The 24,891-nt window shown below is 42.4% G+C and carries 25 protein-coding genes and 1 pseudogene; 15 read left to right on the forward strand and 11 right to left on the reverse strand.

All coding sequences use genetic code 11. The annotated features are described in order from the left end of the window. Positions 1 to 91: 91 nt before the first annotated feature. The 6 genes from HWQ37_RS08960 to HWQ37_RS08985 form a co-directional block, all read right to left on the reverse strand. Positions 92 to 655 carry a pentapeptide repeat-containing protein gene (locus HWQ37_RS08960; protein WP_292745987.1) on the reverse strand — a complete coding sequence of 188 codons (564 nt, stop codon included), beginning with the start codon at positions 653 to 655 and terminating at the stop codon, positions 92 to 94. A 395-nt stretch (positions 656 to 1,050) separates the two neighbouring features. Then, positions 1,051 to 2,811, reverse strand: a complete 1,761-nt coding sequence (locus tag HWQ37_RS08965) for a serine/threonine protein kinase (RefSeq protein ID WP_292745988.1) — start codon at positions 2,809 to 2,811, stop codon at positions 1,051 to 1,053. Positions 2,812 to 3,151: 340 nt separating this feature from the next. Then, a complete protein-coding gene (gene rpsU, locus HWQ37_RS08970) occupies positions 3,152 to 3,340 on the reverse strand; it encodes a 30S ribosomal protein S21 (protein WP_012407716.1) in 189 nt (62 codons plus the stop codon). Between the two features lie 243 nt (positions 3,341 to 3,583). Continuing rightward, complete coding sequence (locus tag HWQ37_RS08975) at positions 3,584 to 3,910, reverse strand: RNA recognition motif domain-containing protein (RefSeq protein ID WP_190732485.1); 327 nt, start codon at positions 3,908 to 3,910, stop codon at positions 3,584 to 3,586. A 44-nt stretch (positions 3,911 to 3,954) separates the two neighbouring features. Continuing rightward, entirely contained in the window at positions 3,955 to 4,203 is a 249-nt protein-coding gene (locus tag HWQ37_RS08980) for a hypothetical protein (RefSeq protein WP_292745993.1), read from the reverse strand. 239 nt (positions 4,204 to 4,442) lie between these two features. Continuing rightward, entirely contained in the window at positions 4,443 to 6,086 is a 1,644-nt protein-coding gene (locus tag HWQ37_RS08985; protein WP_292745996.1) for a tetratricopeptide repeat protein, read from the reverse strand. A 413-nt stretch (positions 6,087 to 6,499) separates the two neighbouring features. Between HWQ37_RS08985 and HWQ37_RS08990 the strand changes: the two genes are divergently transcribed. Continuing rightward, positions 6,500 to 6,682: a CsbD family protein gene (locus HWQ37_RS08990; RefSeq protein WP_179065116.1), complete on the forward strand. Its 183-nt coding sequence runs from the start codon at positions 6,500 to 6,502 to the stop codon at positions 6,680 to 6,682. Positions 6,683 to 7,059: 377 nt separating this feature from the next. Here HWQ37_RS08990 and HWQ37_RS08995 read toward each other — a convergent pair whose 3' ends face one another. Continuing rightward, positions 7,060 to 8,154, reverse strand: a complete 1,095-nt coding sequence (locus tag HWQ37_RS08995; protein ID WP_292746000.1) for a hybrid sensor histidine kinase/response regulator — start codon at positions 8,152 to 8,154, stop codon at positions 7,060 to 7,062. Positions 8,155 to 8,736: 582 nt separating this feature from the next. Here HWQ37_RS08995 and HWQ37_RS09000 point away from each other — a divergent pair. Both HWQ37_RS09000 and HWQ37_RS09005 read left to right on the forward strand, forming a co-directional pair. Then, positions 8,737 to 9,456, forward strand: coding sequence for a response regulator (locus HWQ37_RS09000; RefSeq protein ID WP_292746002.1), 720 nt, complete (start codon positions 8,737 to 8,739; stop codon positions 9,454 to 9,456). Positions 9,457 to 9,637: 181 nt separating this feature from the next. Then, positions 9,638 to 11,326, forward strand: a complete 1,689-nt coding sequence (locus HWQ37_RS09005; RefSeq protein WP_292746004.1) for an NAD(P)H-quinone oxidoreductase subunit 4 — start codon at positions 9,638 to 9,640, stop codon at positions 11,324 to 11,326. Positions 11,327 to 11,469: 143 nt separating this feature from the next. Here the strand turns inward: HWQ37_RS09005 and HWQ37_RS09010 are convergent. Both HWQ37_RS09010 and HWQ37_RS09015 read right to left on the reverse strand, forming a co-directional pair. Continuing rightward, positions 11,470 to 11,744, reverse strand: a pseudogene (locus HWQ37_RS09010) (transposase); the annotation flags it as partial. 183 nt (positions 11,745 to 11,927) lie between these two features. Next, positions 11,928 to 13,589 carry an efflux RND transporter periplasmic adaptor subunit gene (locus tag HWQ37_RS09015; protein ID WP_292746006.1) on the reverse strand — a complete coding sequence of 554 codons (1,662 nt, stop codon included), beginning with the start codon at positions 13,587 to 13,589 and terminating at the stop codon, positions 11,928 to 11,930. Positions 13,590 to 13,702: 113 nt separating this feature from the next. Here HWQ37_RS09015 and HWQ37_RS09020 point away from each other — a divergent pair, with 113 nt between their 5' ends. The 7 genes from HWQ37_RS09020 to HWQ37_RS09050 all read left to right on the forward strand — a co-directional run bounded on the left by HWQ37_RS09020 (position 13,703) and on the right by HWQ37_RS09050 (position 18,112). Beyond that, positions 13,703 to 14,041, forward strand: a complete 339-nt coding sequence (locus HWQ37_RS09020; RefSeq protein ID WP_292746008.1) for a hypothetical protein — start codon at positions 13,703 to 13,705, stop codon at positions 14,039 to 14,041. A gap of 420 nt (positions 14,042 to 14,461) precedes the next feature. Further along, positions 14,462 to 14,830, forward strand: coding sequence for a Crp/Fnr family transcriptional regulator (locus HWQ37_RS09025; RefSeq protein ID WP_292746010.1), 369 nt, complete (start codon positions 14,462 to 14,464; stop codon positions 14,828 to 14,830). A 276-nt stretch (positions 14,831 to 15,106) separates the two neighbouring features. Next, positions 15,107 to 15,556 (forward strand): pyridoxamine 5'-phosphate oxidase family protein, encoded by a 450-nt coding sequence (locus HWQ37_RS09030; protein WP_292746012.1) that lies wholly within the window; start codon positions 15,107 to 15,109, stop codon positions 15,554 to 15,556. Beyond that, the gene (locus tag HWQ37_RS09035; protein WP_292746014.1) at positions 15,553 to 15,966 is read left to right on the forward strand and encodes a cation-transporting P-type ATPase; all 414 of its coding nucleotides are present in this window, start codon (positions 15,553 to 15,555) and stop codon (positions 15,964 to 15,966) included. The genes HWQ37_RS09030 and HWQ37_RS09035 overlap by 4 nt, the downstream gene beginning before the upstream one ends. Further along, positions 15,924 to 16,265 carry a P-type ATPase actuator domain-containing protein gene (locus HWQ37_RS09040; RefSeq protein WP_292746016.1) on the forward strand — a complete coding sequence of 114 codons (342 nt, stop codon included), beginning with the start codon at positions 15,924 to 15,926 and terminating at the stop codon, positions 16,263 to 16,265. Before HWQ37_RS09035 ends, HWQ37_RS09040 begins: the two co-directional genes overlap by 43 nt. A 372-nt stretch (positions 16,266 to 16,637) precedes the next feature. Then, a complete protein-coding gene (gene thrB, locus HWQ37_RS09045) occupies positions 16,638 to 17,552 on the forward strand; it encodes a homoserine kinase (protein ID WP_292746018.1) in 915 nt (304 codons plus the stop codon). A 29-nt stretch (positions 17,553 to 17,581) separates the two neighbouring features. After that, the gene (locus HWQ37_RS09050; RefSeq protein ID WP_292746020.1) at positions 17,582 to 18,112 is read left to right on the forward strand and encodes a hypothetical protein; all 531 of its coding nucleotides are present in this window, start codon (positions 17,582 to 17,584) and stop codon (positions 18,110 to 18,112) included. Between the two features lie 178 nt (positions 18,113 to 18,290). On the opposite strand, the gene nagA is transcribed toward HWQ37_RS09050, so the two are convergent. Continuing rightward, positions 18,291 to 19,466: an N-acetylglucosamine-6-phosphate deacetylase gene (nagA, locus tag HWQ37_RS09055; RefSeq protein WP_292746022.1), complete on the reverse strand. Its 1,176-nt coding sequence runs from the start codon at positions 19,464 to 19,466 to the stop codon at positions 18,291 to 18,293. Positions 19,467 to 19,558: 92 nt separating this feature from the next. On the opposite strand from nagA, the gene purE reads away from it, so the two are divergent. The 5 genes from purE to cysW all read left to right on the forward strand — a co-directional run bounded on the left by purE (position 19,559) and on the right by cysW (position 24,625). Continuing rightward, positions 19,559 to 20,077: a 5-(carboxyamino)imidazole ribonucleotide mutase gene (gene purE, locus HWQ37_RS09060; protein ID WP_292746024.1), complete on the forward strand. Its 519-nt coding sequence runs from the start codon at positions 19,559 to 19,561 to the stop codon at positions 20,075 to 20,077. Positions 20,078 to 20,355: 278 nt separating this feature from the next. Continuing rightward, positions 20,356 to 21,135, forward strand: coding sequence for a class II glutamine amidotransferase (locus HWQ37_RS09065; protein ID WP_292746026.1), 780 nt, complete (start codon positions 20,356 to 20,358; stop codon positions 21,133 to 21,135). Positions 21,136 to 21,530: 395 nt separating this feature from the next. Further along, entirely contained in the window at positions 21,531 to 22,700 is a 1,170-nt protein-coding gene (locus HWQ37_RS09070) for a sulfate ABC transporter substrate-binding protein (RefSeq protein ID WP_292746028.1), read from the forward strand. A 205-nt stretch (positions 22,701 to 22,905) separates the two neighbouring features. Further along, complete coding sequence (cysT, locus tag HWQ37_RS09075) at positions 22,906 to 23,763, forward strand: sulfate ABC transporter permease subunit CysT (RefSeq protein ID WP_465249681.1); 858 nt, start codon at positions 22,906 to 22,908, stop codon at positions 23,761 to 23,763. Then, complete coding sequence (gene cysW / locus HWQ37_RS09080; protein WP_292746030.1) at positions 23,750 to 24,625, forward strand: sulfate ABC transporter permease subunit CysW; 876 nt, start codon at positions 23,750 to 23,752, stop codon at positions 24,623 to 24,625. Before cysT ends, cysW begins: the two co-directional genes overlap by 14 nt. Before the next feature lie 25 nt (positions 24,626 to 24,650). Here cysW and HWQ37_RS09085 read toward each other — a convergent pair. Then, positions 24,651 to 24,891: hypothetical protein (locus HWQ37_RS09085; RefSeq protein WP_292746032.1), on the reverse strand; the 241-nt coding region annotated here is incomplete at its 5' end.

Raw genomic sequence — 24,891 nt, forward strand, 5'->3', positions numbered from 1 at the left:
GCAGGGGAGGCAGGGGAGGCAGGGGAGGCAGGGGAGGCAGGGGGAGAATAACCAATGCCCAATGCCCAATGCCCAATGCCCAATTCCCAATTTATTTTGAATAACAGGTTGTGCCTAAAGTATTTTCGGGTTTGAACTGGTTACATTCTCTGGTCTTTTGACTCTCTGACGACCAGTTATAAGGCATATCAGAGGTGACGACACCATTAGCCAAAGTTGTTAGTCGGAAGTTAGCCCCCCGAAAATTAGTAAACTCTAATTTGGCATCTTTTAAGTTTGTTGCTTCTAAATTGGCGCTGATGAAACCTGCATTAGATAGATCGGCATTTTCCAAGGATGCTGATTTCAAATTTGCTCCTGTTAAAGAAGCACCACTGAGATTTGCCGAATTCAGAATTGCACCTTCTAAATTTGCACCTGTAAAATCGGCATTCGTGAGATTAGCTTGAGATAATGTCGCACCACTCAAGTCAGCACCTCGCAAATTTGCTCCAGTTAGATTTAGTTTAGTTAGGTCAGCACCACTCAAATTACACCGGGGACAGGCAGTTGTTGCCTTCAACTGATCCAAGTCTGGCTGATTCAATGCAACGGCCTGCTCTGCAAACCCGAAACAAACTAAAAGGGCGGCGGTAGCAAGAATCTCAAGTTTCATATTTTTTACTGATATTCACAAAAATGACAAATTACGCACATCGCATACTGTCATCCTTACATATCCCTCTTCTCTAGGGAAGTACAGGGATGAAGCATTCATTAAGAAGGTGTAAAAATACTATAAATTATGATAGTAAGACTACTCAAACAGAAATATAGGCTATAGAATCAAATCGTAAGGAACTATACCGAACCAATTATAGACTACCAAATATGTGATCCCCCTAGCTCGATAAAAATGCGACTAGGGGGATCTTGTTTTTGGGCATTGGGCAAAGGAGTGCTGAGTGCTGAGTTAGGAGTTAAGAGAGACGCGAAAAATCTTTGTCTGTACAAGAGTTAGGAGTTTTGTTTATCTCCTTGTCTCCCTTGTCTCCCTGCCCCCTGCCTTCTTCATCGCCATCCTAAAAGGCGTAATCCAGGGACAATTAGGTAGTAACTCACTCCTAACCAGAAGCTGATGAAGAAGCCCATAGAACCAAAAAAAATTAGAGGTAATCGTAACTCTGACCAGGCTGGTTGACTAGTAAATTGCAAAATCGGAGGTGCTAACTTCAAAAGAATCAAAACTGCATAGGCGATCGCACTCCCAAAGGCAGCGAATACAGCGTACACTACATGATGGCTGCGAAGTCCTAAGCTCAAGGTGAGTAGGCAAACTGCTACTAAAATCACTGCCACTAAGCCCTCGCCGCTATCTTTTGGGGTGATTAATTGCAAAATCAACCAACCGAAGCCATAGCTAATCATGCCCATTAGGGATGCCACTAAAAACCGCCGCCGTTGACCAAAACACCCGGATACTGTCAGTCCCCATGCGGTTCCCCAACCTGCGGCGACGAACACCAAAATATCTGCCCCGAAGACGGGTTGAGTATTTGGCACTAATTGGTTTAGCTGACTCCCAATCAATTCCACAATCTGAGGCCCCAAGCTGGTACGATAGGCCAAAATAAAACCAGCGATCGCACCAAAACAAGCACCAAAACTACTCAAGATCATCGCCCAAACCGTCGCCAAGCAAGCTTGGAAAATTTTGATGATGGTCTGAGCGATAAAAATAACGGTTTTAATAACAGCTTGGCTAAAGTTAGCTAAAACTTGTTCAATAGCTTGTGTTAGCAGTCTAAATCTCTGGGAAACTTGCGTTGAGACTTGCTTAATCTTGTCTTGCAGTTGAGCAAATAACCCTGCTGGCGGTAATGGTTGAGAAATCTTCGCCAAACGTTTTTGAATTATAGCTGCATTTGCTGGACGCGATCGCACATCGTCCTGCACCATCTCATCCAGCAAATCTGCTAGTTGCGGGTTGACATTCACCAAAGTTCGCCAGCGTAATTTACCCGTTTGCCGATCTTCCAACTCTAGCGGGTATTTACCTGTTAGTAGTTCAATCACCGTTCGACCAAGGGCATAAAAATCGGCGCTTGGCCCGACAATGCCGCCACTCACTTGTTCTGGTGGACTGTAGCCAGAAGAAAATAATCGCGTGGAACTAGACTGAGAACGCAGCTTAGAGGCAGTAAATTGTTTTGCTCCCCCAAAATCAATTAGTACCAAGCGATCGCCCCCTGCTTGCCCTGGAGACGGGCTTACAGATGGCGAAGATGTGCCTAGCATTAAATTAGAAGGTTTAATATCCCGGTGAATAATCTGACGTTTGTGTAATTCTTGTAAAATCTGTAGAGATTGGGCAAACCAGTTTAAAACCAAATCCTCTGGACACCCTTGGGGAAACTTTTTTAATATTTCCTCTAAAGTCCGCCCATTGATTTTTTCCATGACCAGACAAGGCAGTTGGTGCGGTTTGGGATTAAACAGGTTTACGTTAAAATACCCATCGCCATCGACTCTGGGGACACCTGGATGGTGCAAGCTAGATAAAACTGCCGCCTCTTGGGTAAATAATTCCAGTGCCTTGGGCGAATCTTCTACCAATACTTTCAACACTTTTTCAGTTTGAGTTTTTTCATCCCAAACCGTGTAAATTTGAGCAAATCCTCCCGATCCCAAGGGTTGAAGTGGAACATAGCGGTCTAACAACTCTAGCGGTGCGCCACAGCTGTTACAAAATTTGTTTCCCCAAGGCTGAGGATAAGGACGTAGACAATCAGGATTTATGCAGTGAACCGCACTCTGAGTGATGTGGGACACAACCGCTACAATACAAAGGCTGACTTGATTTTAGCGTTTCTTTAGGTTTCCTGAATTTAAAATAGCCAAAAGGAAAACCCTCATAAAATCTATGAGGGCATTCGTTTATAACTGAAGCCTGAAACCTAGATCCCCCCTAGCCCCCCTTAAAAAGGGGGGAACTTCTAAAGCCCCCTTTTTAAGGGGGTTGGGGGATCTCAGTGCGTAAGTCCTATTTACAACAGAATTCAAGGAAGGTGAAGTACAGAAAGATTCGTGTCAAAGCAAGGTATAAAGCCTGTTTTACTTTTGAATTCTGACTCCTGACTCCTGAATTCTGAATTCTGCTATATCTCAGCCCCTAATTACGGAAACTTCTCTTACTTTGTCTGTGCTTGGCAACTTCTTTGCGCTTGCGTTTTTCTAGAGGCGTTTCAAAATGACGATGCTTTCTCATGTCTGGAAAAATCCCAGCCTTAGAAACTTCTCGTTTAAATCGTCGTAAGGCTGACTCAATGTGTTCATTGTCACCTACAATTACTTGGGTCATTATTTCTCCTAACTAAATTGACTTCATCAATGGGCGGGTATTCAGGAGTGCTGAGTAACCCCCTAGATAAATCTAGGGGATGGTTACAAAGCTTATCGTTGGTGCAGCCTCTCGTTGAGAAGTATTGAAATAACGACAAGCACTTGTTCCTGGGTACTCAGCACTGTTTCAGTAACATTACAAAAAAAAGACAGACTCCTTGTCTGACCTTAAGACTCTAGGCAAATTTTTTTGTTTTCAAGGTTAGTAGCGTCCGCCGCGACCGCCGCCGCCGCCGCCGTATCCTCCTCTGTTACCACCACCAAAGGAACCTCTATCACCTCTGTCTTCCTTGGGTTTAGCCTTATTTACTTTCAGGTCACGACCCATCCATTCAGCACCGTCAAGAGCTTCAATGGCAGCAGTTTCTTCAGCTTCAGTTCCCATTTCCACAAAAGCAAAGCCGCGCGGACGACCTGTTTCACGGTCAGTAGGTACTTGAACGCGCTTTACAGTACCATATTCTGCAAAAATACCACTTAAATCTTCTTGTGTAACGTCATAAGAGAGGTTACCTACATAAATTGACATCGATTCTCTCCAAAATCATCACTGTGTAGAGATTTTAATTTCTCTCAGAAGTCTGTAAATACTAAAAGGAAAAAGCCTTTCAATACTAAAACCAAAGACATCACTGAATTAATTCTCATAAATCTAGGATGACATACGAGCCAACTCTTTGCATCCAGTAGATAGTTAATCAGTGATGCGATCGCACCTAAGCGATCGCCCGCCCCTACATACCCTAAGTACAATCCACCGCCAAAAAGGGTTGGAAATGTGAAAAAGATAAATTCTGTAGGGTGATATAGAAAATCAGACATACAGGGGCGCATCTTTGAATATCCGAATTGAACGTTTGACTGCATTAAACCATGAAGTATTACTTCAAAATTTTAATACGAAAGGCAAAGTCAGGCAACAAATATAAAACTATGGTGACTTGTACTTTTTTCAATAACCCGCTATGAAAGCAACTGTGATGCTTACCACAGCCAGCTACGCGATTACAGCAAAATTCAGAATTCAGGAGTAAAACACGCTTTATACCTGGGTAACAGACTTACCTTGTGTACCTCACTAACTTGAAATCTGCTGTAAGTTGCCGAACATCACCTTTCCAAGCTTTTTCCAATTCTGCTTTGACAACTTGAGCGGCTTGATCTTTACCTAGTGCCTCTAAACTTGCTTGCAAGCCAAATAGAGAACGCCCATTTTGAGGATACTTTTTTAAATCGGCACGAAAAACTTTCTCAGCCTCTCTATAGTCACCCTTAGCCAAAAGCACAGCACCCAAAGATTCCCGCGTCGGCAAGTACCAGTCTGGTGGTTCCATGTATTTTAGGGCATCTTCCGCTACTATTGCTTTTTCTAGCAATTGTATGGCAGATTCATAATCATGCTTTTGTGTAGCAATTTTGGCATCTAGAACTTTTGAGGCAATGTCTAAAATACTACTTGCTGGGCTGAATCCAATGGTTGCTTCGCGGGAAATCACCTGTTTAGCAGCCAGTAATGCCCGACTTTCACTTGCTGCATCTTCAAGTTTGCCTGTGGTAGCAATTGCCATGCCACGAGCAAAATGCCAAAGTGCTGTGGTAGTGGGCAATTTAGCATCAGGAGCAGGAGTTTTTAAGATGGCATCCCAATCACTAAAGCGTGTCTGAATCAGCATTTTACTACCCATTAATCCCTCAAGCATTGGGGCATAGGGATCAATGGCAGTAGCATTGGCGATTAACGTCTCTGCGGCTTGGAGAGCATCTTCATATTTTCCTGCCATGCTGCTGGCCACCATGAGAAAATGTATGTTGTGGTTGTAGTACATCATGGGGTAAGTACCCTGGACTTGATATTTTTTGATGTAAATATCATCTTGAGCGATCGCTTGTTTGTTTGCTTCCATTGCCCCTTCATAATCTCCCACACGAAAATAAATATGGGAAGGCATGTGTACCAAGTGTCCGGCTGCTGGCGCTAAAGTTCCCAGTCGTTTGGCGCTGACAAGGGCCAGTTGTGGAGAAGGCGAAGCTTCCACTGCATGAATATAATAATGATTGGCTCCCGTATGATTCGGGTTACGTTTGAGAACTGATTCTAAAACAGCGACAATTTCTTCTGTATCTGGCTGTGGCTTACCATCTTTAGTCCAGTGCTGCCAAGGATGCAGATCCATCAAGCTTTCAGCGTAAAGTGTCGCCGCATCCAAATCATCAGGATAGTGTTTAACTAGGTTTGCCATTGCTTTGGCGTAATCTGCCGCTAGTTGATACAAATCGGCATCGGCATCTTGAGAGTAACGTTTTGCTAAGGCGGTAATGTAGTCTCGTTCTTGGGTAGATGCTTGGGGAGAAAGTGCCAAAGCTTGCTGTACCGCTTGGTAAGCAGCTAATTCCCGATTGGGGTCTATTTCTGAGTTTATGTTAGGACCCAAGGCTAAAGCAACACCCCAATATGCGATCGCTAAATGCGGATCGAGTTTGGCAGCTTGTTGAAAAGAACGCACCGCCTCATCATGATTAAAAGCGTAAATTAAATTTAATCCCTGATCGAAAAATTCTTGCGCTTCGGGATTAGAAGTGGAAACTGGATGGTGGATTGTGCCAAGTCCAGATATTAAACTGTAGGGCTGCTTTACATCAGCGATCGCCGCACTAGGAGCGACTAAAGAGAATATAAGCACCCAAATTAGAAATAAGTACTTCATTTTTAGACTTCTCTATCCTTGCACTAGCTAAACTACTCTTCAGTGAAAACTTGAAAAATTATGTTACTTTCTGCTAATTTTTGTGACAAAATCCTTATTCGGCAAGCTAATGATCCTAAAAAATGTAAGCCAACTAACGGTTTATCGTCATGGCTGCCTACCTGAAGTTATAAATGATTTTGTCTAAAGATATAACAATAGAATGATACCTTTCCCCCTTTTGGATATGACTTTAATTTCCAAAGATGAATTTCAAGGTTAAAGAACTATGTACAACGGATACAAATATTTGTCATAAAAACATCGTCAGATAGAAGAATTAAAATTTATCTAAAAGTAATCTATAGATATTGCAGCGCTTTCCAAGCAAGCAACAATTAATTAACACCTGATATCTTTTAGGAACAAAGAATATGAGTATCGAAGATAAAGCAAAAGCTTTTGCTAAAAACGTCGAAGGGAAAGTACAAGAGGCAATTGGCGAAGTAACTGGCGATCCTAAAGATAAAGCTGAAGGTAAAGCTAAACAAGCTGAAGCTCAAGTCCGCAACACGGCGGAAAATATCAAAGATGAAGTTAAAAAGACTTTAGATTAGTAGACTGTGGCAGAGATTTTCCTCTCTGTAACAAGTTGCTTAACTTGTCTAGTTAATTGAGATAGTAGCTAGATGTAGGTGGTAGTTTAATAGGTGAAATTTTATTTGGGAAGAAGTTTAAGTTAAATAATTGTTTACTGAACCTTCTTCCTTTATTAACTCTATGTTTTCACTGAAATTTTTAGGCATTTTGACAATAGCGATCGCAAAATATTTTCTCAAGTTTCCACTTAATTTTGTTCAGGTTAAGCCTAACAAATAAAAATGTGTAGGTTGGGTTGAGGTTTGTTGGGTTTCACTTCCATACAGAACGCAACAGGAACTTTCAACCCAACCTACAAATATTCTTAACCAAACCGGATTGATTGCGCCTAATTTTAGTTTTCCTCAGCGACAGGAAGACGTATAGTAAATGTACTACCCTGTCCTGGTTCAGATTTCACATCAATTGTGCCTTGATGTGCTTCGATAATGCAGCGAGATAAATATAGTCCCAAACCACTACCAGAACGTTGGTGTTTCCCTTGACGAAATCGCTCGAATAATATTGCCTGATCTGGTTTAGAAATTCCTGGCCCCGTATCTTGGATATCAATATTCACAGCTACCGGAGTCAGATAGCAATGAATATTTACAGAACCCTTATCTGTAAATTTGATAGCATTGCCGATGAGATTTGTCAAAACTCGCCGCAATTCTATGCGATCGCATAGAATGGTGCTTGCAGTTTCTCCTTTGTCAATGCTTACTGTTAATCCTTTTTCTTCAGCTAAGGGAGTTAATTCTTGGGAAACTTCACTAACTAATTCTTGAATATTGCACGGAGAAATTTTTAAGGTTTTACAACCCGCTTCATGACGATAAACTTCTAGCAAGGTATTTACCATTTCCAGCAAGTCTTGATTGCTGCCGATCATGGTATCAATTATCTCTTGCAATTGTGGCGAAACGTCGCAAAACCTGCCTTCTAGCAATAATTTTAATACGCGGTTGGAGGCTACTAACGGTATGCGTAAATCGTGAGTAAAACGCGAGACAAAATCTGCTCGGAGGTTAGCCATCTGATCTCGTTCGTCGATACTATGCTTGAGGCGTAGGAGCGATCGCACTCGCGCATGTAGTTCATCAGGATCGAATGGTTTACGAATGAAGTCATCTGCACCAGCGTCGAGTCCTTCAACAACGCTAGACGCATAGTGAGCCGTGAGCAGCAGAATAGGGATAAATGGCAACGCCTGATTCTGTCGGATGCGTCGAGTAAATTCATAGCCGTCGAGTTCCGGCATCATCACATCTAAGAGAATTATATCTGGCGGTGACTCCTCAACCATAGCCAGAGCAATCTTGCTATCTTCTACCAAGCTAATTTCATAGTCCTCATCTTCTAGGACTGCTTCTAAGACCAGTAGATTGTCAAAAACATCATCGACAACGAGAATTTTATCTTTTTTGACAGTTTTAGTTAAAGACATGGCTAAATAAAAAAAGAAGTGCTTGGCTATCCCTAGCAAATCTAGTAATAGCTTACTTCACCAGGGCTGAAATTATTAAGGATTAACATTTTCTTTTAGAGTTTCCTGAGTTAAATATCTCTTAATTACGTATAAATACTTAACCTTATTTTAAGATTGTGCTATTTATTTAAAATGAATGAGTGTTTTGTAAGTATCTTAGCCGTCTGATTATCCAACTAATATTCAGTGCCTGGGTGCTATAGTAAGATGCTTTAGTCCATTTTCTGTGGATAATCCTAGTTAAAGCAAGGGTAACTACTTAATAGTCACCTAGTTTTTGCTTGCTACCAGATTTTTAATGAAAGATTATTTACCATAAAACATCAGGTTAATGTATAAAAATATTTTTTGATTGAATTATATTGTCATATTAGAACTCTTGCCTTAAAAAAGCTTACGAGATAAGGTTATTTATGTCTAATGGTAGATGAAGTTCAGGGAATAATACCAAACGCATTGCTTTTTGTATAAGATCCCGAATAGAAGAACGAGATTATTTTAGTCTGTACTTTAGATAAATAACAGTAAAGTTAAGTAACTATGAGTGAAATCAAGATCCTTGTGATTGAAGATCACAATCTGACCAGAATCGGCTTACGGTCTGCCTTACAAACTCAGCCAGAGTTTAACATTGTTGGGGAAGCCGCCAATGCAGCCGACGGACTCAAGCTTCTGAAAACTCTCAAGCCGGATGTTGCTACTATTGACATTGGTTTGCCTGATATGGATGGTATTGAGCTAACACGCACATTTAGGCAATATCAGTCAGAAAATGAAGACTATACAACAAAGCTGCTAATTTTAACGATGCAAAATAGCGAACAAGCAGTTTTAGCGGCATTTGCAGCAGGTGCAGATTCTTATTGCATGAAAGATATCGAAACTGAGAAACTAGTGGAGGCTGTGCAAACGACATACTCAGGTAGCTCATGGATCGATCCTGCGATCGCAGACCTTGTACTACAACAAATACGTCAAGATTTCCCCGATGGTAGCAGAGGCGCATCTGGAAAAAGAGTCTTGATTGAAGGTATTGACCCAGATACTGAGAAAAGTATAGTCAGTTATCCTTTAACTCACAGAGAGATGGATGTTTTAGAGTTGATTGTCGCTGGCTGTGACAATGCAGAAATTGCTAAAAGACTCTATCTAACAGTCGGAACTGTCAAAACTCATGTTCGAGGTATTCTCAATAAACTCTGTGTTGCAGACCGTACACAAGCTGCTGTCCGTGCGTTGCGCGCTGGATTAGTACCGTGAGCAAGTAAGTAACCATCATCAACTGCGTACAAAATATCACTTAACAATTCAAAAATAAAAATCTTTCTTCCCCAATCCCCAATCCCAAAAATGGTTAACTGGGACAAAGATTTATTAAGAAATTGTTACAAAGTTTAGTAGAATGACATAATTGACTGGATAAGTATTTTTATATACATACATGATAGCGGATCAATTTCCCTGGCTTACCGCGATTGTCTTGCTGCCACTCGTTGCTTCCTTGCTCATCCCTGTGTTGCCTGATAAAGATGGTAAGAGCGTGCGGTGGTATGCATTGGGTGTAGGTATTGCAGATTTTGCCTTGATGTGTTACGCCTTTTGGAAACACTACGACCCCAGTAGTGCTAGTTTTCAACTCGTCGAAAATTATGCCTGGGTGCCTCAGTTAGGTTTTAACTGGGCGGTATCAGTCGATGGACTTTCAGCCCCACTTGTGCTTCTAGCAGGATTTGTCACCACACTCTCGATATTTTCAGCTTGGCAAGTCGATCGCCGACCTCGCCTTTTCTATTTTCTGATGCTGGTGCTATATTCCGCACAAGTAGGGGTGTTTGTTGCTAAAGACTTGCTGCTATTTTTCATCATGTGGGAAGTAGAACTGATTCCCGTCTACCTACTAGTTTGCATTTGGGGTGGGCAAAGGCGACGTTATGCGGCTACGAAATTTTTATTGTATACCGCAGCTGCTTCTATATTTATTTTAGTGGCAGCCCTGGCAATGGGGCTATATGGCGGCGGTAATATGACATTTGACATCACCGCCCTCGCTAATAAGGAATATCCTCTTAGTTTACAACTGCTACTTTATGCAGGATTGTTGATTGCATTTGGTGTCAAACTTGCTGTTTTTCCCATGCATACTTGGTTGCCTGATGCCCACGGCGAAGCATCATCTCCTGTGTCGATGATTTTAGCTGGTGTATTGCTGAAGATGGGCGGATATGGACTGATTCGCCTGAATCTTGAACTACTCCCCGATGCACACATTTATTTTGCGCCGGTTCTAGCCATTCTCGGTGTTGTCAATATTATCTATGGTGCATTGAATTCCTTTGCTCAGACCAATATGAAGCGGCGTTTAGCTTATTCGTCGATTTCTCACATGGGGTTTGTACTACTTGGGATTGCGTCTTTCACTGATTTGGGAATCAACGGCGCAATGTTGCAGATGATTTCGCATGGTTTAATTGCATCGGTGCTGTTCTTTTTAGCCGGTGTCACTTACGATCGCACCCACACAATGGTAATGAAAGATATGGGCGGTATTGGTCAAGCCATGCCCAAAGTCTTTGCCCTGTTTACAATCGGAGCAATGGCATCTCTCGCACTTCCCGGAATGAGCGGCTTTGCTGGCGAACTATCGGTATTTGTTGGGATGACAAGCAGCGACGTTTACAGTTCAACTTTCTGCACCGTAACGGTTTTTCTCGCCGCAGTTGGAGTCATCCTCACACCAATCTATCTACTTTCCATGCTGCGAGAGGTCTTTTATGGTAAAGACGCAGCACTGCTATGCGACATTAATAATGCCGGCTGGGAAAATCAAGAAGATGACGGAACAGTTTGTTTTGGTACAGACTGTCTTGTACCAGAAGATACAGTCTACGACGATGCTAGACCCCGTGAGGTTTTTATTGCCGCCTGTTTTCTGCTGATGATTATTGGTATTGGTTTCTATCCCAAAATGGCGATGCAGATGTACGATGTGAAGACTGTCGCAGTCAATGCTAATCTTCGCCAGTCTTATGCCATAGTCTCCCAAAGCAATCCCCAGATTTACGCTAATAGATTATTGGTTCCACAAATTTCAGAAGTTGAGGTAGCGCCCGTTTTGGGAACTTTGAAGTAAGCTTTTTGACCAATAGACTTGTTGAAAAGAGCGATCGCTAGGTATCTTTCTGAGGAATAACATAGCATTGATAGCCTATCCACAGTGATAAGCTATCAATATCAAATTGAAGTTATATTAACAGGGTAAGCGCATCTCAAACGCTATTGACAAGCGGATTTAGAGGTATCATTATATTGGGATAAACAAGCAGCAAGAATAGTGAGCATATAGTTATTATCCATAGCAGCTCGATTCGATTTTTGACGATTACTACGCTTGAATGATTGCTCTAAATTTAATGCGTTAAGTGCTATTCGTCGCAGCAATGACAAGTTTTGTGGGGCATGACCAGTACGAACGCGACAAGCACTTCATTAAAGATAACATCCAAAGTCCAATGTAAGCCATTTTCCACACCCCAGTGAAGACGAATAGCCTACCCTAGTTTATGTATTGGTATTATTCTCGTTTATAATTTTTTGATAAAACGATTCAATCTGACATGAATATTATTTGGTATGAGACTCAAAAAATAATCTATTCATTCAGGAAAATCTAAATGATTTTGAGTACTTAAACTTCGTTTTCTTCGGGGTCGAGTTCTGAGGCACTCAGCATTTTATTGTTGAGTATTTTTACTGATGATTATGACTTTTGATTCTTCATTCGGCGCACGGTGGTTATCATCCAAGTTTGTAGAATTATTAGAAGAATCTTCTGGTACGTTGTAGGTAAGTTCGGATGTTACTGGAACCAGTTGATGATTGCTGCGACGACCTACCATAAAAGCTACTAAAGCTATTGCAGTTCCTCCACCTGCTCCTAGTAACCACAAAGGTACTGTTTTAACCTCTGTTGTCTGCGGTGGGGCTTCTGTGTGTTCATGTGCTTTTACATGAGTACCACCTCGCAGAGATTGGGCGTAAAGTTGCGGTGCGCGTTGGGTGACAATCATATCTCCCTCGAATAAGCCAGTCTTAACTTCAACCATATCGCCAGAAGTCTGACCTAATGTGACTTCAACTGTTTGGTAAGCATTACCACTCTGCACATAAACAACTTTCTTCCCATTCGCGTCTACCACTGCTGAGGTAGGAATAGCTGAAATAGCAGAGGACGTTTGGTCTGTTAAAACTTCTAGTTCTGCGAACATTCCGGGTTTGAGTTGTCCGCGTGAGTTGTCTATCTCTGCTTGTACTGGTACAACTCTTGTTTCTCCTTCTACCACCGTACCAATCCGGGAAATTTGACCAGAAAAAGTGCGATCGCTCACACTAGCAACTTTTAATCTAATTCTCTCACCAATTCTTACCTTGCTTAAATCTTTTTCATAAATGTTAGCTGTAGCAAAAAGCCGACTATCGTTGACAATCGTCATTAATTTGCCACCGGCATCATTAAAAGTTTGACCAATAGTCACTTCTCTATCTGCAACCTTACCAGAGATAGGAGCAGTTACTGTCACTAATCCTTTAGAATTTGGGAGATTTCCTAGTTGAGCAAGTCGAGTTTGATAACTAGTATTACTGCGATTAATATTTGACTTTGCTAACTGAACTGATGCTTGAGCGCGTTTGAGTTGATTTTCTGCCCCGATAACGTCCCGGCGGCTCTTGGCTTTAGTAAGTTCGGCTTTTGCTTGGGCTAGCTGGGTCTGGGACTCTAAAGCATTGCGACGAGGTAAAGCGCCAGCATCAGCTAACTGTTTGTCTTTGTTGTACTTTTCTTGAGCAAAGTCAACTTGACTCTGTGCTTGAGCAATTTCCGAGTCGGCTATTTGTTGATATTTTTGATAATTTTGTTGAGCCAGTCTTAAGTCTGCTTCGCTGTAGTGTAAATCAGCTTGAGCTTGTGCTAATTTATCCTGAGATTCTACACGCAATGTCACTAAATCTGGGCTAGTAACAACAGCAAGGGGTTGACCTTTTGTTACTGATGCGCCAGGTTCCACCAACAATTCAACTACTTTCGCCCCTTGAATTGGGGTAGTCACTTCTACTTTTTGGCTGGGAAGAGTCTCTATTTGTCCAGTAGTTTTGATACCAATGGCTAACCTTTGACGTTGGACAGGCTCGACTTTAATCCCTAGACGTTTGGCTGTATCGGCATCAACCTGAATAGAATTATTAGTTGAAGTGGCTTCACTTCCTCCTTGAAACTCATTTCCATGTCCGCCATGAGCCATAACAACTGTGGGACTTGCTAATAACAACAGGCTCAGAAATGTGCCAGAAACACAAGCAATAGCTGTCGGTGTTTGGAAACGCAGAGAGTTAGACATCGCTACTAAAAATCCTTGAGTATGGGAGAGAGGATATTGCGAACGGTCAAAAGTACTTTTAAGTTTTAGAAATACACTCTCTTACTAGTCTTTCATTCAGAAATGAAATTAGGATGAAATCAAGTTTTGACCGCTCTCAAAATCACATCACTCTAAACACAACTGGAATTCAAGAAAGCAAGTGTTCTCTATCTATTTGGCATTGGATACTTGCATTATGCTTTTCAGGTGACGCTCTTACTGAGGCTGGACTACTCGTACTCGCTAACACCAGTGACAAGGATGCTCAGGCTGCGTTGCGTCACCAATTGAAAAAACTGTTAACTGAAGATGCAATCTTAGCTTCGGAAGTAGCGCAGTTTTGGCAGGAGGCAAAGCTAGCTAATCTGAGGGAAACCCTCAAACGACTGGCTACAAAAACTTATAGAACCCATTTGATATCTTTTTTCTAACTTTTCTAAAAGAATGAAGACAAATTGCAATCCACAAAGCTGCAATCACTGCTCCAGCAATTTTACCAGTCGGGTCAATCTGAATACTTCTTTGTGTATCCATTGATGCCCCCTTATTTTGACAATAATAAATATAACATTCCGCAGTCAAATATTATGTTTGAGTAAATGTTTTAGTTTGTGTATAAGTTATACAAATTCTCATAAAACACTCAAAAGTAGTAGATAAAATTGAACTTATTTACCTAGCAAGATACAAGAAGTATTTGATGCTTTATGTTTTAGTGAAAAGTCAGGGAACTAATCAGGAATTTGGCGGAGGTCGAGAGTTAATCAACAGAAAGTAGTGTACTTTTCTGGGTTTAGCTATTGCTTATCCAAAAGTTTCGTTTAAAAACAAAGAATTTTGGGGTTGCTCTTATGCTAAGTCCTGTGTTAACAGTCAGTATCTTTCAAAAACAATCCGAGCCTAAAGTATTTTCACCAGGCCAAGTCATCTTTGAAGAAGGACAGCCTGGGGATAAAATGTATGGGATTCTCGAAGGAGAGGTGGATATATTAGTCAATGGCAAGATTGTAGAAACTATTGAGACGGGCGAAGTTTTTGATGTCGGGGTACTTGTAGGAGTTAAAAATAGAACTTACACAGCGATCGCTAAGGTAAATAGCAAACTGGTTTTCCTTAATGAGGAAGAGTTTCTCTTTGCCGTTCAGGAAACACCCATGTTTGCCGTAGAGGTGATGAAAAGTTACTCAAAGCGTCTGAGTCGCTTGCAGCATCTGGTCTAAAGCCACATCTAGATAACAGTCATTGCATCCTACCCGCCAGTTGCTTTTATTTATTTACCCCACCCTAACCCTCCCCGTATGTATTGGCTACGGTGTACACACAAGTCTGAAATAGTGATTAACCGAAGTTTTACCCCACCCTAACCCTCCCCGATGCATTGGGGAGGGAACTAGATTCTCTTGTTTCCCACCTTTACAAGGGGGGATTAAGGGGGGTAATCACTCGATTAAAGTCACAGCTAACTACTTTTAAAACATCCTGTTAGGAGAATATTAATGTTAGATATTGATGAAATGAGTTCAAAAGAAATACACGAAGTACTACACCAAGTAGGATACGGTCATCTTGGCTGTATACACGAAGGCAAACCCTACGTGATGCCAATGTATTATTATCTCGAAGAAGAGGACATCTACCTGTTTACAACGGTGGGTATGAAGACTCATGATATTGACGCGAATCCAGAAATCTGCCTACAGGTTGAAGAACTTCACAGCCCCCTTCATTGGCGCAGTGTGATTGTGAATGGTCGAGCCTCGCGCCTCACCGAGCATTCAGACATCGATCGCGCCATGCACTTAATCAAAGAGCGCAATACAACGCTGTCACCTGCGATCAATCGAACTTGGATTGATGCTGAGGGACGTTCAGAAGCGATCGCAATTTACCGCATCCATGAGAGTGAAATAAGTGGACGAACCACTGATGGAGTCAGCAGTTATTGAAGAAGAATCCAGAATTCAGAATCAAGCATTACGGGTTTAATGAACTACCCGAACCAGCTAGGCGATCGCTATTACTGCGCTTTACCGATCAATTGACCCATTTTATGGCACTCTTGCTCTGGGTTGCAGGGACGCTGGCTTTTATTTCCGGTACACCTGAACTCGGCTGGGCAATCTGGGCAGTGATCTGGATTAATGCTGGTTTTAGTTTTTCGCAAGAATTCCAAGCAGAACAAGCGTTAGCAGCACTCAATAAAATGTTGCCCGTGCGAGCTAAAGTCTATCGAGATGGGACACTATCTGAGATTCCCGTCAGGGAGATGTCATGCAATTGGAAGAGGGCGATCGCATCTCTGCCGATGCCAGAATGGTTTCAGATCAATCTTTGTATGTCGATGTCTCAGTGTTGACTGGAGAATCGCTGCCGGTTGCCCGTTCGGCGGAACCTGTTGTGACTGAAAATATCCGTGCTTCTGAAGCCAGCAATCTCGTTTTTGCGGGTTCTACTGTTTCCGCAGGGCGGGGATTAGCTGTGGTGTATGCTACAGGAACTCAGACCGAGTTTGGTCAGGTTGCCCACCTGACTGCAACCGTGAAGCGAGAACCCAGTACCCTGGAAGTTCAAATCGAATCTGTGGTGCATATCATCACAGCGATCGCCCTCGGTATGGGTATTTTGGTCTTTAGCAATTGCATCTCAAATTTTTAACGCAAAAGCGGATTATGTCTTAGCACTTAAAGGTAATCATCCTACACTTCATGGACAAGTTAAAGATTGGTTTGAGAAACAGTTATCTCAAGGATTGGAAGGTATTAGCTATAGTTATGATGAACGGCTCGAAAAAGGTCATCATCGTACCGTTACTCTGGTTATATTAATGTTAATAGTGGACTCTACACTCGACCAAAGCGTTCAGTTAGTTTATTAATGAACAAAAAATCAGGCTATAAACTAGATGGGGATTCAGGCTAAGTCAAAGTAATTCGTAATTATTTTGATTACTTACAGACAATTAATATAATTCATGAGCAAATCAACCCTTTACATGGGATGCTAGTTGATGATTAGTGAGTTTTACCAATGTCTGTTGTTTCTGCCATCACCGTTACCGTTCCCGCCACAACTGCGAATTTGGGGCCTGGTTTTGATTGCATCGGTGCAGCCTTAAAGCTGTACAACGAGTTCAAGTTCACTCGCCTGGAAGAGGGTGGGTTAATTATTCATGTCACTGGTACGGAAGCTGAACGAGTCCAAACTGATGAAACTAATCTTCTTTACCAAGCATTTGTCAAATTCTATCAACATATAGAGCAGACACCGCCGAGTGTGAAAATAGAGATTAAGTTAGGTGTCCCCTTGGCGCGGGGTTTGGGTAGTTCGGCGACAGCAATTGTTGGTGGGTTAGTTGCGGCTAATCAACTAGAAGGTGCAACTCTGTCTCAGTCGCAGGTGATGGAATTAGCGATCGCAATGGAAGGACATCCTGATAATGTAGTCCCAGCTTTGTTGGGAGGATGTCGTCTGGCTGCTACCAGTGGCGCAGGTTGGGAAATTTGTGATGTTCCCTGGCATAAAGATGTTGTCCCCGTTGTAGCTATTCCTAATTTTGAACTTTCTACTTCCGAGGCGCGCGGCGTTCTGCCAACTGAAGTAAGTCGCGCCGATGCGATTTTTAATATGGCACATTTGGGATTATTGTTACGCGGCTTGGAAACTGGTAATGGACAATGGTTAAAGACAGCTTTACAAGATAAATTGCATCAGCCCTATCGTAAAGCTTTGATTCCTGGTTATGATGCTCTCAACATTGCAGCTGTAAGTGCTGGTGCTTATGGTATGGTGATTAGTGGTGCGGGGCCGACACTGTTAGCTTTGGCGGATAAGTTACACTCAAAGGCTGTGGAGGCGGCAATGTTAGCTGCTTGGCAAGAAGAAGGAATTACAGCCGAGGTGCGATCGCTTTATCTAGATACCCAAGGCGCAAAAAGCTTTTAATATTTTACTCAGCACTTAAAACTCGATTTATGGAGCAAACTCAGGCTGAAATAGTGGCGCTTAAGTCTCAAATTCAGGCTCTTTTAGAAGAACGCGCTGCACTCACTATTAATAAGGTTATCTCTGATGAGAATGATTCACCCCAAGCAATGGTGGAAGCTTACCGCCGTCAAGCCAGAGAAAATGCCCAATTATCAGTTGAACTCCAAGGCATAGATGCAGCGATCGCCGCCTTGGAAGGCAAGATAAAACAAAAACAAGGTAAGCTAGTGCGTAGGCGTAGCCCGTCGGAGACATCGCAAGCTGAATCCAAACAACTTATTCTACAGCAGCAGCTAGAAGAAGCGAAAGAAGTGGCACAGGTTCATGCTGAACGCATTAATCAACTAGCAGGTGAACTGGCGGCAGAAGTCCGTTTTCTGAAAGCTTGTGCAAATCAACTTAGTCCAATGTATTGGCAGATTTATTACAAACCCTTCATTACTGGCTTCAAAACAATCTCTGTTCCTTATGTCCGCTCTGATGGGGAAGTGTGGACAATTGTCAACCGGATAGTGTGAAGGAGTAGCCCTTTCAAGGTGGGTAAAAATTTTGTTCAAAAAATTTCTCTTTCATCTCTTATATTACCTCTGTGTTCTCTGCGCGGCAGTCGCTCATGGGGGAAACCACGCCAGATGCTCCACTTGGGGAGACCCCAAGACCGCGCTGCCTTGTCTCTGTGGTTAGATAAATCGAAATTTAGCCCAATAATCGCTGCCAAGTTAGTTTTTTTGTCGCTTCATCCCAACGCCAGCGTAATAAATTAGCAAGTTGACTCTTGACAATTCCTGGTAAACCAATTGCTTGTCTAGGTGCATCTGTAGCTAGTAAAATAGCAGTCTCTACATCACAAATTCCCCACTTTACCAAGTTTTGCACTCCCACTAATAAAGGTAAAGTCGTCCCTGATAAAGTGCCATCGGCCAGTCTTGCTGTACCATTTTTAACTTCAATTTGCCGACTGTCCCAAGGATACACGCCATCTGGTAACCCTAAAGGTGAAAGGGCATCACTGACGAGGAACAACCCTTTTTCTCGATCGCTAGCGCGAAGTAAAATTTGCAGCATTGTGGGCGAAACATGTTCACCATCAGCAATAAAACCACACATTACATCAGGATGGGTAATTGCTGCCCCTAATAATCCTGGTTCGCGGTGATGCAATGGTGGCATGGCATTAAAAGCATGAGTTACCATCGTTGCACCGAGTTTAAAGGCAAGTTGTGCTTGGGCAAATGTTGCTTGAGAATGCCCTAAACTAACGGTAATCCCCAAAGAACGCAAATATGGAATTACTTCACCAGTGGGATCTAATTCCGGGGCTAAGGTGATGACTTTTACGATCGCACCATAATCACCCAAAACCCGCTTTACCTCGTCAATTGTTAAGGGTAACAAGTACTCTGCTGGGTGTGCGCCCCGCTTTTGGTAATTCAAAAATGGGCCTTCTAGATGTACTCCGAGAATCTTGGCAGATGATCTCTCTCCGGCTACAGAGAAAGGAGTAAAATTAGCAATGACTGCAAGCGATCGCTGAATCTTTTCTACTGAAGTTGTCACAAGTGTCGGTAAAAATCCATCTACCCCGGTATTCCACAAAAATTGGGTTATTTTTTCGAGTAGATGAGCATTTTCAGCCGTCAAATCAGGAAATGCCAATCCCAAAGCACCGTTAATTTGCAAATCAACGCCACCCAATGAAATCCAGTCGCCTGTAACATCTATTACCGATGCATGGCTATTTGCTTTTACTGTACCCATTGGCAAGATTTGCTCAATTATGCCCTCTTGATTAACCAAGAGCATCTGCAAATCTTTGTAACCAGGCACTCTAGCATTGATAATATCTACAGGATTTTGTATTGTTTGAATCATCACACTGGCGAGGAGATAGCTAAATCTCATCCGATTTTAGATGAAACAATCAGCAATTAATCCAAAATCTAAAATCTAAAATCTAAAATTCTATGACTCCGTTAGTTGGTATTATCATGGGCAGCGATTCCGATTTGCCCACTATGAAAGATGCGATCGCAGTTTGTGAAGAATTTGGCGTTGAAAGTGAAGTAGCGATCGTTTCGGCTCACCGTACCCCAGAACGGATGGTGCAATATGCTCAAGTTGCACACCAACGCGGTATTAAGGTAATTATTGCTGGTGCGGGTGGTGCTGCCCATCTACCTGGAATGGTAGCGTCTTTAACTCCACTTCCTGTGATTGGTGTTCCTGTACCCACTCGGAACTTACAAGGTGTAGATTCTTTGTATTCTATTTTACAGATGCCTGGTGGTATTCCTGTGGCAACAGTGGCGATCGGTAATGCCAAAAATGCCGGACTTTTAGCAATACAAATCCTCGCAACTCATCAACCAGAATTGTTAGAAAAAGTGCAACAATATCGCCAAACCTTATGTGAATCAGTAATTGCCAAGCAAGCAAAACTAGAACAACTAGGCTATGAGCAATATTTACAGCAAATGTTTTAAGATAATTTGTAATTCGTAATTCGTAATTCGTTAATAAATGTTAACGGCAGAGCAGGGGAAGACAAGGGAGACAAGGGAGACAAGGGAGACAAGGGAGACAAACAAAACTCCTACTCTTGTACAGACAAAGATTTTTCGCGTCTCTACTCCTAACTCCTAACTCCTAACGCCCAATGCCCATTAAATTCAAAGATTGAAGCGATCGCTCCAGAATCATGCAGCATTCTGAAGTATCTTAATCCTGAGGCCTTAGTCAAAAATTGAGAGCTGCAACATCCATGTGCCAACTGCTCGGAATGAATTGCAATGTTCCAACGGATATTTGCTTTTCTTTTGAAGGGTTTTCTGCACGGGGAGGAAAAACGGATGACCATAAGGATGGTTGGGGCATTGCTTTCTTTGAAGGAAAGGGATGTCGAATGTTTTTAGATGCCCAACCTTCTGTTGCTTCTCCGGTAGCGGAGTTTGTGCGGAGTTATCCCATCCACTCAACCCATGTCATAGCCCATATCCGCAAAGCTACTCAGGGTGAAGTTGCCCTACACAACTGCCATCCTTTCCGCAGAGAATTGTGGGGTCAGTATTGGGTGTTTGCCCACAACGGTAATTTGCCAGATTTTGATCCAGAAAATTTGGGCTTTTATCAAGCTGTAGGTGATACCGATAGTGAAAAAGCATTCTGTATGATGCTAGAAACATTGCGATCGCGCTTTCCTAAAGGTAAGCCCGATATAAAGGAACTGTACCCTGTGCTGCAAGAAATTACTGCTGTAATTGCAAATCTGGGTATATTTAATTACTTATTATCTGATGGAGAACACTTTTTTGCTTATTGCTCAACTAATCTCAGCTACATTGTTCGCCAAGCGCCCTTTGCTGCTGCCCATTTAATTGACCAAGACATGACCGTAGATTTTCGGGAGGTGACTACCGAACGCGATCGCGTTGCTGTCATTGCTACCACTCCCCTTACTGATAACGAAGTTTGGACAAAAATTCAACCGGGAGAATTATTAGTTTTTCAGGACGGGCTGCCCCGGAAATATGCATTCAGTTAATAATAATTAGTTCTTCGATTTTTCCCATTTAGATAATTTCTCTAGCAATCCTAAATGAGTTGTGAAAATCGAGAGACTCAGATCCCCGACTTCGTAAAAGTTGTCGGGGATCTTTGAGATTGTGCGCTCTCTTTTACCTACAAACCAAGCTGCTAAATTAGCTATTTACTAGCAAGTTACTTGATGCAAAAGGTAGCTGATTGTGAGCGCAATTCCATATTTGAAAATAAAATCATTTATAATTCCTCACAAAACTGCTAAAATCACCATGTTCTTGATAAAGAATATGGAGTATTTTGGTATTTCCAACTAGATACATGGAATCATCCAGTATTATAAATACTATATAACTGTATTCCCATCAATTATTTGTAGATTTAGTGGAGGAAATTAGGATGAGTTTATGGCAACGCCTACTAAAAAGTTTACAAGCGATGCCTCCGGCGGCAAGCTACGCTGAACATACAACGTATCGGTTCAGACTAAATTCGCTCAAAAGCTTTGTATCACTCTTTTTGGTAGGTACTGTATTAAGTGTAGCCCTTGCGGCCTGCTCTGGTGGAGGAACTGCGAATAATTCTGCCTCTGAAACCCCTGCTGCTAGTGCTACTCCTGTGGCTGCAAGCAAAGATAATGTTGAATTAACTTTAGTTTCCTTTGCAGTTACGAAAGCAGCTCACGAAGCAATTATTCCTAAGTTTGTAGAACAGTGGAAGAAAGATCATAATCAAACTGTCATCTTCAAGCAAAGTTATGGCGGCTCTGGTTCCCAAACTCGCGCCGTTATCGATGGTTTAGAAGCAGATGTTGTTCACTTAGCATTAGCTGGAGACACTTCAAAAATTGAGAAAGCTGGATTAATTCAACCAGGATGGGAAAAAGAAGTTCCCAACAATGGTATTGTCTCTAAATCAGTTGCAGCATTAGTCACCCGTCCAGGAAATCCTAAAAACATCAAGACTTGGGAAGATTTATCTAAAGACGGTATAAAACTAATTACCGCCGATCCGAAAACATCAGGGGTTGCACGCTGGAATTTCTTAGCTCTTTGGAATTCAGTGATTAAAACTGGTGGAGATGATGCGAAAGCGACTGAGTTTGTGACTAAAGTCTACAAAAATGTGCCATTGCTAACCAAGGATGCTCGTGAAGCTACTGATGCATTTTTCAAGCAGGGTCAAGGTGATGCCCTGATTAACTATGAAAATGAGATTATCTTGGCAGAACAAAAGGGTGAAAAGTTGACTGCGATTATCCCTGATGTCAATATCTCTATCGATAATCCCATTGCAGTGGTAGACAAAAATGTAGATAAGCACGGTACACGTGAAGTTGCTGAAGGTTTTGTCAAATATCTATATAGTCCAGAGGCTCAACAGGAGTTTGCAAAATTCGGATTCCGACCGGCGGATGATACTTTGACTCTAAGCAAGGAAGTTGCAGACAAATTTCCCAAGGTGAAAACTCTGGGTACAGTTGCAGACTTCGGCGGTTGGGATGGAATCAATAAGAAGTTCTTTGCAGATGGAGCTATTTTTGACCAGATTCAAGCTAAGAAAAAGTAATTAGTTATAGGGAATTGGGCATTGGGCGTTAGAAGTGCTGAGTGCTGATACCAATTTAATGTGAAGTTGCACATATCTTGATCCCCCTAAATCCCCCTTAAAAAGGGGGACTTTGATATGGAAAAAGAACAACTGACTGCTGACACAAAAGTTTTTTTGAATTTTGAATTTTGAATTTTGAATTTTGAATTCGGAGCGAAGCGACGTGACTGTATCTCCTTCTGTGCAAGTTGAAGGCAAAACGCCATTCTGGAAAAACTTGGGGCGCGTTCCTTGGACTTGGCGAATCACTATTGGATACCTGACAGTGATGTTGTTTATCCCCATAGCTGCCATGTTCCTGAAAGCAAGTACGGAAACTCCAGCGAGATTTTGGGCGATCGCAACCAGCGATGTAGCATTAGCAACATATAATGTCACTTTTTTTACGGCAATCTTTGCGGCTTTACTCAATGGCGTATTTGGAACTCTGATTGCTTGGGTTCTGGTTCGCTACGACTTTCCCTTAAAGCGGGTGATTGACGCGACAGTGGATTTACCCTTTGCACTACCAACATCTGTCGCAGGGCTAACTCTGGCAACAGTTTACAGCGATAAGGGCTGGATAGGTTCGCTACTAGCACCACTGGGAATTAAGGTGTCTTTTACCCGCACGGGAGTAGCGGTAGCAATGATATTTATCTCACTACCTTTTATTGTGAGAACTGTACAACCGGTACTTCAGGAAATGGAACGTGAAATTGAAGAAGCTTCCTGGTGTCTGGGTGCTTCTCAATGGCAAACCTTCTGGAAGGTGATTTTGCCACCCTTATTTCCGACAATTTTAACTGGTGTCGCCTTGGGTTTCTCCCGTGCGGTTGGGGAATATGGTTCGACTGTGATTATTTCTTCCAATACGCCATACCAAGATTTAATCGCACCTGTACTAATTTTCCAACGCTTAGAGCAGTATGACTATTCTGGTGCAACAGTAATTGGCATAGTTTTACTATCAATTTCGTTGGTACTGTTATTGGCAATTAATTTCTTACAAGCATGGGCGAGGCGATATGACAGTAGATAAGCCAAGTTTTCACTCATCTGCATCTGTATCAGATACAGCCAAACCGAAAGAGCAGAAGAGTTGGGTACCCATAGTTTTGATTGGGATAGCGATCGCCTATTTAGGCTTAGTTGAATATATCCCGGCAATTAACGTTTTTGTCCAAGCCTTTAGTAAAGGAGTTGGGCCGTTTCTATCTAACCTGACGCGACCGGCTTTTCTCCATGCAGCTTGGCTGACACTGTTATTAGCTGTGATTTCTCTACCTTTAAATACAGTATTTGGTTTATGTGCAGCTTGGGCGATCGCTCGTCATAAATTTCCTGGACGCGCCGTAGTTTTGAGCATTATCGATCTGCCCTTTTCGATTTCGCCCGTAGTTGCAGGATTAATGATTGTGCTACTTTACGGACGCAATGGGTGGTTTGGCCCTTGGCTCCAGGCTCATGATATCAAGATTGTCTTTGCCTTTCCTGGTATGGTATTGGCTACAGCTTTCGTAAGTATGCCCTTTGTGGCGCGAGAAGTGATTCCGGTTTTAGAAGAGTTTGGTAAGGATCAAGAAGAAGCTGCGAGAACTCTTGGTGCAAAAGATTGGCAAATATTTTTGCGCGTCACCCTACCCAGTATCCGTTGGGGCTTACTCTACGGTTTAATTTTGACCAATGCCAGAGCAATGGGTGAATTTGGAGCAGTTTCGGTGGTATCTGGCAACATTGCTGACCAAACCCAGAGTCTACCACTGTTTGTAGAAGACGCTTACAAACAATACGAAACTGAAGCGGCTTTCTCTGCGGCTGTACTGTTAGCGTTGCTAGCAGTAGTAACCTTAGTACTGAAGGAGATTCTGGAACGAAAAACCCGAATTAAAGATGTTGAATAGAAGAGGTAGCACAGAGTTTGCATAGTCAACCGCCACACCCAATCTTGGAATGTGGCTTGTATAGCAAAGTGCTGGGGAGCATCCCAATGCAATGCTTTAACACAAGTCTGTTTTTCAGAACGTGAAGGCGGAAGCCGCTACAGGCTGCGCGTAACACGGAAACGTCAAGGCGGAAGCTGCTACAAGCTGCGCGAAACACGGAAACGTGAAAGCGGAAGCTTCTACAGGGAAGGCGGAAGCTGCTACAGACTGCGCGAAACACGGAA

Origin of the sequence: Nostoc sp. NMS4 (assembly GCF_017115095.1) — a bacterium.
In the GTDB taxonomy this organism is placed as follows: Bacteria; Cyanobacteriota; Cyanobacteriia; order Cyanobacteriales; family Nostocaceae; genus Nostoc.

Excerpts from the sequence above, each read along its gene's own strand:
- HWQ37_RS08960 (WP_292745987.1), bottom strand. The coding sequence starts at position 655 with ATGAAACTTGAGATTCTTGCTACCGCCGCCCTTTTAGTTTGTTTCGGG.
- rpsU (WP_012407716.1), bottom strand. The coding sequence starts at position 3,340 with ATGACCCAAGTAATTGTAGGTGACAATGAACACATTGAGTCAGCCTTA.
- HWQ37_RS08975 (WP_190732485.1), bottom strand. The coding sequence starts at position 3,910 with ATGTCAATTTATGTAGGTAACCTCTCTTATGACGTTACACAAGAAGAT.
- HWQ37_RS08980 (WP_292745993.1), bottom strand. The coding sequence starts at position 4,203 with ATGTCTGATTTTCTATATCACCCTACAGAATTTATCTTTTTCACATTT.
- HWQ37_RS08985 (WP_292745996.1), bottom strand. The coding sequence starts at position 6,086 with ATGAAGTACTTATTTCTAATTTGGGTGCTTATATTCTCTTTAGTCGCT.
- HWQ37_RS08990 (WP_179065116.1), top strand. The coding sequence starts at position 6,500 with ATGAGTATCGAAGATAAAGCAAAAGCTTTTGCTAAAAACGTCGAAGGG.
- HWQ37_RS08995 (WP_292746000.1), bottom strand. The coding sequence starts at position 8,154 with ATGTCTTTAACTAAAACTGTCAAAAAAGATAAAATTCTCGTTGTCGAT.
- HWQ37_RS09000 (WP_292746002.1), top strand. The coding sequence starts at position 8,737 with ATGAGTGAAATCAAGATCCTTGTGATTGAAGATCACAATCTGACCAGA.
- HWQ37_RS09005 (WP_292746004.1), top strand. The coding sequence starts at position 9,638 with ATGATAGCGGATCAATTTCCCTGGCTTACCGCGATTGTCTTGCTGCCA.
- HWQ37_RS09015 (WP_292746006.1), bottom strand. The coding sequence starts at position 13,589 with ATGTCTAACTCTCTGCGTTTCCAAACACCGACAGCTATTGCTTGTGTT.
- HWQ37_RS09020 (WP_292746008.1), top strand. The coding sequence starts at position 13,703 with ATGAAATCAAGTTTTGACCGCTCTCAAAATCACATCACTCTAAACACA.
- HWQ37_RS09025 (WP_292746010.1), top strand. The coding sequence starts at position 14,462 with ATGCTAAGTCCTGTGTTAACAGTCAGTATCTTTCAAAAACAATCCGAG.
- HWQ37_RS09030 (WP_292746012.1), top strand. The coding sequence starts at position 15,107 with ATGTTAGATATTGATGAAATGAGTTCAAAAGAAATACACGAAGTACTA.
- HWQ37_RS09040 (WP_292746016.1), top strand. The coding sequence starts at position 15,924 with ATGGTTTCAGATCAATCTTTGTATGTCGATGTCTCAGTGTTGACTGGA.
- thrB (WP_292746018.1), top strand. The coding sequence starts at position 16,638 with ATGTCTGTTGTTTCTGCCATCACCGTTACCGTTCCCGCCACAACTGCG.
- HWQ37_RS09050 (WP_292746020.1), top strand. The coding sequence starts at position 17,582 with ATGGAGCAAACTCAGGCTGAAATAGTGGCGCTTAAGTCTCAAATTCAG.
- nagA (WP_292746022.1), bottom strand. The coding sequence starts at position 19,466 with ATGATTCAAACAATACAAAATCCTGTAGATATTATCAATGCTAGAGTG.
- purE (WP_292746024.1), top strand. The coding sequence starts at position 19,559 with ATGACTCCGTTAGTTGGTATTATCATGGGCAGCGATTCCGATTTGCCC.
- HWQ37_RS09065 (WP_292746026.1), top strand. The coding sequence starts at position 20,356 with ATGTGCCAACTGCTCGGAATGAATTGCAATGTTCCAACGGATATTTGC.
- HWQ37_RS09070 (WP_292746028.1), top strand. The coding sequence starts at position 21,531 with ATGAGTTTATGGCAACGCCTACTAAAAAGTTTACAAGCGATGCCTCCG.
- cysW (WP_292746030.1), top strand. The coding sequence starts at position 23,750 with ATGACAGTAGATAAGCCAAGTTTTCACTCATCTGCATCTGTATCAGAT.